At 53.2% G+C, this 9,162-nt stretch carries 9 protein-coding genes; 6 read left to right on the top strand and 3 right to left on the bottom strand.

What is annotated here, in order from left to right; all coding sequences use genetic code 11:
- Positions 1–440: 440 nt before the first annotated feature.
- Complete coding sequence (locus QVO43_RS08320) at positions 441–674, top strand: AAA family ATPase (RefSeq protein WP_022488066.1); 234 nt, start codon at positions 441–443, stop codon at positions 672–674.
- Positions 675–1,171: 497 nt separating this feature from the next.
- On the opposite strand, the gene QVO43_RS08315 is transcribed toward QVO43_RS08320, so the two are convergent.
- Positions 1,172–1,789, bottom strand: coding sequence for a hypothetical protein (locus QVO43_RS08315; RefSeq protein ID WP_288174800.1), 618 nt, complete (start codon positions 1,787–1,789; stop codon positions 1,172–1,174).
- Positions 1,790–1,807: 18 nt separating this feature from the next.
- Between QVO43_RS08315 and QVO43_RS08310 the strand changes: the two genes are divergently transcribed.
- Entirely contained in the window at positions 1,808–2,860 is a 1,053-nt protein-coding gene (locus tag QVO43_RS08310; RefSeq protein WP_288174798.1) for a phosphoethanolamine transferase, read from the top strand.
- A gap of 124 nt (positions 2,861–2,984) precedes the next feature.
- Here QVO43_RS08310 and QVO43_RS08305 read toward each other — a convergent pair whose 3' ends face one another.
- Positions 2,985–3,386 carry a transposase gene (locus QVO43_RS08305; RefSeq protein ID WP_278341663.1) on the bottom strand — a complete coding sequence of 134 codons (402 nt, stop codon included), beginning with the start codon at positions 3,384–3,386 and terminating at the stop codon, positions 2,985–2,987.
- A 441-nt stretch (positions 3,387–3,827) separates the two neighbouring features.
- Between QVO43_RS08305 and QVO43_RS08300 the strand changes: the two genes are divergently transcribed.
- The 4 genes from QVO43_RS08300 to QVO43_RS08285 all read left to right on the top strand — a co-directional run bounded on the left by QVO43_RS08300 (position 3,828) and on the right by QVO43_RS08285 (position 7,927).
- Positions 3,828–4,376 (top strand): ferritin family protein, encoded by a 549-nt coding sequence (locus tag QVO43_RS08300; RefSeq protein WP_012938354.1) that lies wholly within the window; start codon positions 3,828–3,830, stop codon positions 4,374–4,376.
- A 121-nt stretch (positions 4,377–4,497) separates the two neighbouring features.
- A complete protein-coding gene (locus tag QVO43_RS08295; protein WP_022488062.1) occupies positions 4,498–6,156 on the top strand; it encodes an ATP-dependent nuclease in 1,659 nt (552 codons plus the stop codon).
- 74 nt (positions 6,157–6,230) lie between these two features.
- Positions 6,231–7,169: an AEC family transporter gene (locus QVO43_RS08290; protein ID WP_012938356.1), complete on the top strand. Its 939-nt coding sequence runs from the start codon at positions 6,231–6,233 to the stop codon at positions 7,167–7,169.
- A gap of 74 nt (positions 7,170–7,243) precedes the next feature.
- Positions 7,244–7,927 (top strand): TetR/AcrR family transcriptional regulator, encoded by a 684-nt coding sequence (locus QVO43_RS08285; RefSeq protein WP_022488061.1) that lies wholly within the window; start codon positions 7,244–7,246, stop codon positions 7,925–7,927.
- Between the two features lie 124 nt (positions 7,928–8,051).
- Here QVO43_RS08285 and fba read toward each other — a convergent pair whose 3' ends face one another.
- Positions 8,052–8,981 carry a class II fructose-1,6-bisphosphate aldolase gene (gene fba, locus QVO43_RS08280; RefSeq protein WP_022488060.1) on the bottom strand — a complete coding sequence of 310 codons (930 nt, stop codon included), beginning with the start codon at positions 8,979–8,981 and terminating at the stop codon, positions 8,052–8,054.
- Between the last annotated feature and the right edge of the window lie 181 nt (positions 8,982–9,162).

Below are 9,162 nucleotides of genomic sequence, written 5' to 3'. Positions count from 1 at the left end.
GGTGGGCTGCCGTGTAATGGGTGGTAACCTGTGGCACCGGCTGCCGCCGCAGCACAGGAGAAACCGGTTTGGCCGCCGCAGACCCCGGTTTCTGCACAGGAGGCAAAGCCGGAGCCCCCCAGACCGGCCCAGCCAAAAGACCGGCCCCCAGACATCCCAAAAGCACAGCACGGCAAAGAGTACGGGAAAAAGTACGCATAGAGAACAAGACCTCGTTTCCGAATTGTAGTTACAGGGGATATTGTAGCATATTTGAGGGGTGAGGGGGAGGTGAACGAGTGGTTGAGTGGTTAAGTGGTCGGGGATTGGGTGCACAGCCTGCAGGGTCACTTTTCCCGATTCGCCTGAAAGCTGTTTCTTTGGTATAATGGACACAGAACTGCTTGTTTCAGACCGTAGACCTGTTCCAGGTGATTTTATAGAAAGAGAGGGTATGGGAGATGCAGTGGACAATGCCCATTGGAATCGATTATTTTGGTAAACTTCGAAAAGAACAGTACTATTTTGTGGATAAGACAGATTTTATCCGGCAGTTGATCGATGGACACAGCGCAGTAACCCTGCTGACCCGCCCCAGACGGTTTGGCAAAACGCTCACTTTGAGCATGTTGGACTGGTTCTTTTCCATCCGGTTCTTTATCTCTTCTTCTCCAGTTGTTGTACCGGCATTATAGAAGACAGGTTATCCTTCTCCTGGACGAATACGATGCTCCCATCCAGCAGGCTTGGGAAAACGGCTTTTACCGGGAATGCATTTCCTTCTGGCCATTCCAAACAGGGAAGTGGAGGACATCTACCGGTTCGAGATCCTGGATCAAATGCGGGCGGGATTTTCCGTATCCCGTCTGGAATCCCTGCTGGACCATCTCCTGCAGGGAAATGCAAAGGCGTTTGCCGACGGAATGGAAAAATACCTCGAGTAGACAAATACATGCAATCAGGGGGGAAGTCTTTTGCAGCAGCTGCAGCTTGTTTTCAAAAAGAAATGTGTCCATTTTTCAGCTTTCATGAAAAACCGGGGAAAAGATCGTTTGGGTTCTACTCTTTTTTTGCTCCTGGTACTTTACAGTTTTGCTTTTTTATCGATATTCGGTGTATCCAGACAAATTCCTATTGCTTTCCAGGATTATTTGCCCCTTGGTAAATCCCTGGCCGTGGTTTTTGGCCTGGTCTATTTCCTTACCGGCATTTTCCCTTTGAAAGAATTCCGTTCCAAAGCAAGGGCGGCCTTGTTGGCCATACTCAGCTGGCTGGATACAGCTGGATTTTTTTCCATCTGGTCCACAATCCGTACAACATCACCATGTATACCAGACTGTATGTCCGGTATTACCGCAGCGGCATCATGTTCTTCCTGTTTCTGCTGATGGTGGAACTTCTGCTGGCCAATCAGAAGAAAAACAGGTTGCTGCTGTGGATCCAGCAGGGGGCCGCTTTTTTTCTCACATTCTTCCTGCAGCTCTGTCCTTTGATTTATGTTGGATATTTTATGAAATACCGCAGCCTTTTTGACGATATCTCGCTTCTTTCCATTCTGGCCACCAATGTTAAGGAAGCCGGAGAATACCTGCGTTCCATGTTTTCCGGAGGCCAGCTGGCCATTTTCGCCTGTGGGCTGTTGCTTCTTCTGGCAATCAGCTGGAAATTCAGCATACGGGAACCTCGGAGGAAAATCCTCTACACCAAACTCCAGCAGGCCGTCCTTGTGTTTTTTGTCTTTGTCATGTTTTTCACCGTTGCCTATAAAGGCAGTGCCTATTTCCCTCTGGATGTGTATGTGGGGCTGCATAAACTGGAGGGGGGCCCCATGCACGCATTCGATGCTCTGAAGAAAAACATCCGGAAGAATCAACAACAGATTTCTTTAGACAAAGAGAAAGCCCTGCCCATGAAGTTGCCGGGAACAGTGATCCTGGTGGTGGGAGAAACTGCCTGTCGGGATTATATGGCTGCCTTCAACCCAGAATACCCCTTGGAAACCACCCCTTGGGAATCCAGCATACGGCGAACCGATGGTTTTTTCTTCTTCCCCCAGGCCTATTCCAACTTTTCCAATACGGTGATGGCCCTCAGTCAGTCCCTTACCAGCTCCAATCAGTACAACAACATGCCTTTGGGAGAATCCGTGGATCTGGTCAGTTTGGCCAAAAAAGCCGGTTACCATACCTACTGGTTTTCCACTCAGGGAAAGGGCGAAGTGTGGGATGCGGCCATTACCACACTGGCCAGTCAGGCGGATACCCGGAAATGGATGCCCTGGAAGCATGATGGCCAGCTGTTGGAACTGTTGAAAATGGTACCGGCCGATCAGAACAATTTCATCGTCCTCCATTTGAATGGAAGTCACTATCGGTATCGGGACCGGGTGCCCAAAAAGTTTGCCCAGGACCACACCTTCTCTCAAGTCCCGAAGGAAGAGGGAGAGTTCGACACCTCTCTGGCCTATACGGATGAAGTGCTTCAGCAGGTGTATCAGTACAGCCAGAAACATCTGAACCTTCAGGTGATGGTGTATTTTTCCGATCATGGAGAAAACATGAAATACAAGCATGTTTCCCATCCGTTTACCTTCGATATGGTGCGGATCCCTATGTGGATTTATCTTTCCCCGGCGTACCGGAGAGCCTATCCTGCCACAGGAAAGGCTCTTCAAGCCCATGAAAACACCGTGTTCACCAACGACCTGATTTTTGAAACCGTATGCGGGCTGATCCAGGCTCCGTCCAACCATTACAATCCCCAGTATGACCTTTCCCATCCTGCCTATGCCATTACCAAAGACACCGCAAAAACCATGAGAGGGGAATACAGCATACAGGAAGATCCGATTTGGGAAAAGAAAACAGGAGAGGAAGACTGATTGCGCACCAGATGCAGGAGCCGCAGGCCGGTTGGCCCGTTTCTGCACGGGTGTACGATGTTTTGCGGGCTGCCCTGCGTGCAGCCCCTACGATTTCGGTGGACGCATGGTGGTATTGGATTTCTTACCGGATCCGCCCCTGGTTTCGCTGGGCGATGATTTCCTCCTGCCGATTGTACTGGTCCAATGCCCACTGGGCCGGGTTGTTGCGGATATATTGAGACATCCGGATATACTCTTCCCGGGTGCGGATTATATGTTCGTAATATCCCCGCTGCCAAACGGGGTATCCGGCTTTCCTGGAAACACGTCCTTTATACAGATTCACAAACCGTCCAACAGACAAGGGGCAATGATTGCCTGTCTGCTGGATCTGAACGATAAAATGGATGTGGTTGGGCATGATGATCTTTTCGGGAATGGCAATATCTTCGAAAAAACGGCCCAGCACGGAAAGTTCGTTGTCTGCCGTCCCGCCAAGAAAGGACAATTCCAGCTGTCCTGCTGAAATACTGCCCAGCAGCATTTTTCGTTTCTCTGTACACAGGGTAATGAAATAGCAACCATTTTGGGAATAATCATAGTGGGACAAATGGGGATTTTTACGGGTGGGGAGCATGGGGTGGACCGGTCCTTTCCTATAATATGTTCTGGATATTGTAACAATATTTAGAATAAAATGCAAATTCAGTATAACAGGTATCCATAAACAATCCGTAGGGGCCGCAGGCCGGTTGGCCCGTTTCCGCACGGGTGTACGATGTATTGCGGGCTGCCCGGCGTGCAGCCCCTACGGTGCCGGTGAACCCATGATGGTTTGGATCTGCCTTCTTTTATTTTCCCCCTTGCTTTTCCTCAAAAACCTGCTATAATTAAGGCTGTAAGAAGTTTTTAATAAAAATTATTAAAAAGTAGACTTATCGGATTAACAGTCCGATGGCCACAGTTTCAAGGGGAGGCTTTTCTTATGAAAAAATTCATTTGCAGAGTGTGCGGTTATGTGTATGAAGGGGAAGAAGCTCCGGAAAAATGCCCGCAGTGCGGCGCTCCGAAAGATAAATTCGATGAACTGAAGGAAGGCGTCAAGGAATACGCTGACGAACACGTGGTCGGCGTTGCCAAGGGCGTGGATGAACGGGTTCTGGAAGGGCTGCGTCAGCACTTCACCGGTGAATGCTCCGAAGTGGGTATGTATCTGGCCATGAGCCGTGTGGCAGACCGGGAAGGGTATCCGGAAGTGGCGGAAGCCTACAAACGGATCGCTTTCGAAGAAGCGGAACACGCTGCCAAATTCGCTGAACTGCTGGGTGAAGTGGTCACCGACAGCACCAAGAAGAACCTGGAAATGCGGGCTGCCGCTGAACAGGGTGCCTGCGCCGGCAAGAAGGAAATCGCCACCCTGGCCAAACAGCTGGGCTACGATGCCATCCATGACACCGTCCATGAAATGGCCAAGGACGAAGCCCGTCACGGCCGTGTATTCGATGGTCTGCTGGCCCGTTACTTCGCAAAATAATCCGGTTTGCAGCCGGTAAGGCTGCATCCTGAAGTCCCGCTGGGGAGGGACCGGGGCCTGTTGGCGCCCTGCCTTCCCGGCGGGATTTTTTCTGCTGTCTGTGGCTCCTGGAGGTGCACCCATGTATTTATCCAGTATGCGTATCCAGAATTACCGAAATTTCAAAGACATCACCATGACCTTCCATCCCCTGGCCAATTATCTGGTGGGGGAGAACGACATCGGCAAAAGCGGGTTCCTCCGGCTCCTGTCCTATATGGCCAACGCCTGGACCCTGCCGGAAAACGACTATGACGATCCCAAACAGCCCATCCGGATCACCCTGGATCTCCATCTGCTCCAGAGCCCGAATGAATACTTTGCCGACACCCCCCAGGACCATCCGGAAAAAATCCGGGTACGGCTGGAAATGAAGGTGACGGATATCTGTCCCCATCTCTATGATGGGGAGACCGGACAGGAAATGCCCCTGGAAACCATCCGCCGGCTCCGCTACATCAGCTATTCCGCCATCAGCCAGGAGGACCAGGCGGTGCGGCCCCAGGTGTACCGGGCTCTGGAAAAGTGTCTGGCCCAGTGGGAAGCCAGCCACTGCGGTCCCCTGCCGGAGGAGGAACGGCAGTTTATCCAGCACGAAGTGAATGTGGGGTATTTCGATTCTTCCTATTATGAATGCATTTTCTACCTGTCCCGGATCCTCTGCCGGAGCAACCGGCATCGGGCGGACAATCTGAAGTTCATTTCCCTGGCGGCTCTCCGGATCATCACCCAGGTGTACCAGATGGCCCACAGCCGGGCGGTGCCCCTGGAGCATACCATCATTGTGGATGGCAAGGGCAAACGGTATCTGCCCCTGATCATTTCCATCGATGAGCCGGAGATCCACCTGCACCCCTATATGCAGCGGTCCATTCTCCAGTATTACCAGCAACTGCTGAACAACGAGGATCCCCAGTTCTGCGCCCTGCTGAAGGACCTGTTCGGGCTGGACGGGCTCCGGGGCCAATTGTTTGTGGTGACCCATTCCACCGACTCCCTCATTGACGACTACCGGAACATCCTCCGGCTGTACCATGACCGCCGGGGGCTGGTCAAGGCGGCCTGCGGGGCCAGTTTCCATGTCAACCGGGAAATCGAGAAGCATCTGATCATGCATTTCCCGGAAGTGAAGGAGGCACTTTACGCCCGGAGCGTGATCCTGGTGGAAGGGGAGACGGAATACGGCTGCTTCCAGCTGTTCGGCCGGACGGTGGGAGTTCCTTTCGATTATTACGGCATTTGTCTCATCAACGCCCGGGGCGAAAGTTCCATTGCCAAGATCAAGAAGCTGCTGGAATATTTCCGGCTGCCGGTGGTGGCTTTGTACGATGCGGACGTGAAGGAGGCCCACAAGCGGGAAAAAGGGGTGTACTTCACCGACGGAGTCTGTTTTGAAATGGACCTGTCCCAGACCATGCTCCGGCGTGGAAAGCGCCAGGCTCTGGACCGGATCATCGACGTGGCATGCGGCGGCACGGGCCGGACCAGCTACGACATGGTGAAAAAGGCCTGTCACAAGCTCCAGCTGGATCCCCGGGACTTTCCGCCCGGTCCCCTGTACAAGGCTAAACCCCATCAGGGACCGGTATGGGTGTATTATTTTGCCTGGCTCTACAGCAACAAGGGGGTCATCCTGGGACGGCTCATCGGCCAGTCCCTCCAGAAGGAAGAAGTGCCTCCGGCTTTCGTACGGGTGATCCAGGCCGCCGGGCGTCTGGCTACGGTGCCGGAAAGGGCATAATTATTGATGAATTTTGAAAAATATGGTACCCTTAGAAAGGAATGTTGTATATCTTTGCACTGAGGGGGAGCCTTATGGAAAATTTCTGGATTGCGGCAGGGGCGGTGCTGCCTCTGATGATCTACATGGCCATCGGTCTTCTGGCCCGGCGGAAGTATCACTTCAATGAAAGTCATATTTCCAACTTCAACAAAATCGTCTTTGGTGTGTTCCTGCCCACCAACATGTTCTATTCGGTGTATTTCACCGACATTGGCAAGGTGATGCGGCCCGGGTTCGTGCTGTTTGCGGTGGGAGCCCTGCTGACGGTGTTTGTAACGGGCTGGGTGCTGGTGACCGCCCTGGTGAAGGACAACAAAAAGCGGGGGGCCATGATCCAGGCCTTTTACCGGAGCAATTTCATCCTGCTGGGGGTGCCCCTGGTGGAAAATCTCTACGGAACGGAAGCGGCGGCTGTGCCTCTGATGCTCTGCGCCATCATCATCCCCATCTACAATGTACTGGCGGTGTTCACCCTGGAAACTTTCCGGGGCGGCACCTTCAATCCGCTCCATATCCTGGCCGGGGTAGCCCGGAATCCCATGATCATGGGAGCGGTGGCCGGGCTTCTGTGCAAGCTGCTTCCCTTTCCGCTGCCCGTGGCCCTGCTGAAATGCATCAAGGCCATTGCCGGCAGCACCACTCCCTTTGCCCTGATCGTTCTGGGTGCTTCCTTTACCCTCCAGGGGGCCATCAGTGAAATCCGGGAACTGGCCTTTACGGTGACCGGCCGGCTGGTGATTGCTCCGCTGATCGTCATCGGGGGAGCCGTGGCCCTGGGCTACCGGCAGGTGGATCTGGCTTCTCTTATGGCCATGTCCGCCACCCCCTGCGCCGTGGCTTCCTTTGCCATGGCCCAGCAGATGGACAGTGACGGGGAGCTGGCCGGCAACTGCGTAATTTTCAGCTCGGCTCTTTCCTGCATCACCATGTTCCTCTGGGTGTTCATTACGAAAAATCTGGGACTGTTATGATCAAATTGAAAAATACACTCCAAAAATGATATACTATCTGTAAAGACAGTCTAAACAGGGAGGTCCCCAAAGATATGGTAAAAATCAATGCATCTTTATCCAAAGAAAAACGGATCCTGAAAGCTGCGGAACAGGTGTTTTCCCACAAGGGATACACCCAGGCAACCCTGGATGAGATCATCCAGATCGCGGATACCGGAAAGGGGACTGTCTACAAATATTACAAGAACAAGGAAAATCTGTTCTATACCCTGGTGGAGGCCAAAAACCGGAAGCTGATGAAGGCCATGGAAACGGCCGTGGAGGAAGGGGAAACTTTTTCCGATCAGTTCCGGGGCTATGTGGAAGCGTTCCTGCATTTTTTGGAGAAGAATGAGACCCTGTGGTCGGTGATCCTGTTCGAACTACTGAACCAGCAGGCCGGCTGGCGGCTTCTCTGGGATGAAAAGAAACAGGACTGGCGGCTGGATGTCCGGTGGGGCAAAAAGCCGGAAGAAAAGGATGTGGCCATGAAACGGCGGTATGCGGAGCTGATTTATGGGGAAATCCAGCTGCTCCAGAGCATTTTCCAGAAAGCCATCGACAGGCAGTATCTGAAGCCTCTTACCGATTTGCAGCTGATGAGCCAGAATTTCTATTTCAGTATTTTCATGCTCAGCAACCAGGGAGCCTTTACCAAAGAAAACCGGGAAAGGGTCGTGGATGGCATGATCGACCGGTTCCTGTACGGACACAAAGAAAAAACTGCCGCCCGGTAAGGGAGGCAGTTTTTTTGTGGCAGAATGGCGGGCGGCCGGGTGTGCCGCCCTGCGGACCCGATGAATATCATATCCACGGTCCCGTAGGGGCCGCACGCCGGGCGGCCCGGAATCCCGCACTTTCTTACAAACGGTGGGAGGAATTCAGCACATCCCGCATCTTGTGGGCCACCATCATCTTGATGGCTTCCCGGCCCTTGCCCAGATAGGAGCGGGGATCGAAATCTTCCGGATGTTCATACAGGTACTTCCGGATGGAAGCGGTCATGGCCAGACGCAGGTCGGTATCGATGTTGATCTTGCAGACCCCGTAGGTGCCGGCCTTTTTCAGCATGTCTTCCGGACAGCCCTGGGCACCGGCCAGTTTGCCGCCGTATTTGTTGCATTCTGCCACGAATTCCGGGATAACGGTGGAAGCTCCATGGAGCACCAGCGGGAACCCGGGAAGCATGTTGGTGATCTTTTCCAGACGGGCAAAATCCAGTTCCGGTTTGCCTTTGAACTTGTAAGCCCCGTGGCTGGTGCCGATGGCGATGGCCAGGGAGTCCACACCGGTCCGTTCCACAAATTCCACAGCCTGGTCCGGATCCGTATAGGTGGCGTCTTTGGTGTTGACCTTTACGGCATCTTCCACGCCGGCCAGTTTGCCCAGTTCGGCTTCCACCACGACCCCTTTGTTGTGGGCATAGTCCACCACCCGTTTGGTCAGTTCGATGTTTTCTTCAAAAGGATATTTGGAGCCGTCGATCATGACAGAGGTAAAACCGCCGTCCACGCAGGCCTTGCAGATATCGAAATCAGCGCCGTGATCCAGGTGCAGGGCAATGGGCAGACCGGTGTCTTCCATGGCGGCTTCCACCAGGTGCAGCAGGTAGCTGTGCTTGGCGTATTTCCGGGCCCCGGCGGATACCTGCAGAATCAGGGGAGATTCTTCTTCTTTGGCAGCATCCACAATGCCCTGGACGATTTCCATATTGTTGACGTTAAAGGCGCCAACGGCATAATGGCCTTCGTAGGCTTTCTTGAACATTTCTTTCGTGGTTACAAATGGCATGGTGAAACCTCCTTGAGTATCAGTTATTTTTATTATACCATACTTTCCGGAAATCGGGCGGCAGGGGAGCGGTGATTTCCACCGGTCTGCCCGTAAAGGTTTCCCGGAAGGCCACCTTCCAGGCATGGAGATAATGGCGGCCGGGAGCCCCGGGGGTGCCGTAGAGGGTATCCCCCAGAAG

The organism is Acidaminococcus sp. CAG:542 (assembly GCF_000437815.1).
Taxonomy (GTDB): Bacteria; Bacillota; Negativicutes; order Acidaminococcales; family Acidaminococcaceae; genus Acidaminococcus.
Note: the sequence above shows the minus strand (reverse complement) of the source record. Positions and strands in the feature narration are given on the sequence as shown.

Excerpts from the sequence above, each read along its gene's own strand:
- QVO43_RS08320 (WP_022488066.1), top strand. The coding sequence starts at position 441 with ATGCAGTGGACAATGCCCATTGGAATCGATTATTTTGGTAAACTTCGA.
- QVO43_RS08315 (WP_288174800.1), bottom strand. The coding sequence starts at position 1,789 with ATGCAGCCCCACATACACATCCAGAGGGAAATAGGCACTGCCTTTATA.
- QVO43_RS08310 (WP_288174798.1), top strand. The coding sequence starts at position 1,808 with ATGCACGCATTCGATGCTCTGAAGAAAAACATCCGGAAGAATCAACAA.
- QVO43_RS08305 (WP_278341663.1), bottom strand. The coding sequence starts at position 3,386 with ATGCTGCTGGGCAGTATTTCAGCAGGACAGCTGGAATTGTCCTTTCTT.
- QVO43_RS08300 (WP_012938354.1), top strand. The coding sequence starts at position 3,828 with ATGAAAAAATTCATTTGCAGAGTGTGCGGTTATGTGTATGAAGGGGAA.
- QVO43_RS08295 (WP_022488062.1), top strand. The coding sequence starts at position 4,498 with ATGTATTTATCCAGTATGCGTATCCAGAATTACCGAAATTTCAAAGAC.
- QVO43_RS08290 (WP_012938356.1), top strand. The coding sequence starts at position 6,231 with ATGGAAAATTTCTGGATTGCGGCAGGGGCGGTGCTGCCTCTGATGATC.
- QVO43_RS08285 (WP_022488061.1), top strand. The coding sequence starts at position 7,244 with ATGGTAAAAATCAATGCATCTTTATCCAAAGAAAAACGGATCCTGAAA.
- fba (WP_022488060.1), bottom strand. The coding sequence starts at position 8,981 with ATGCCATTTGTAACCACGAAAGAAATGTTCAAGAAAGCCTACGAAGGC.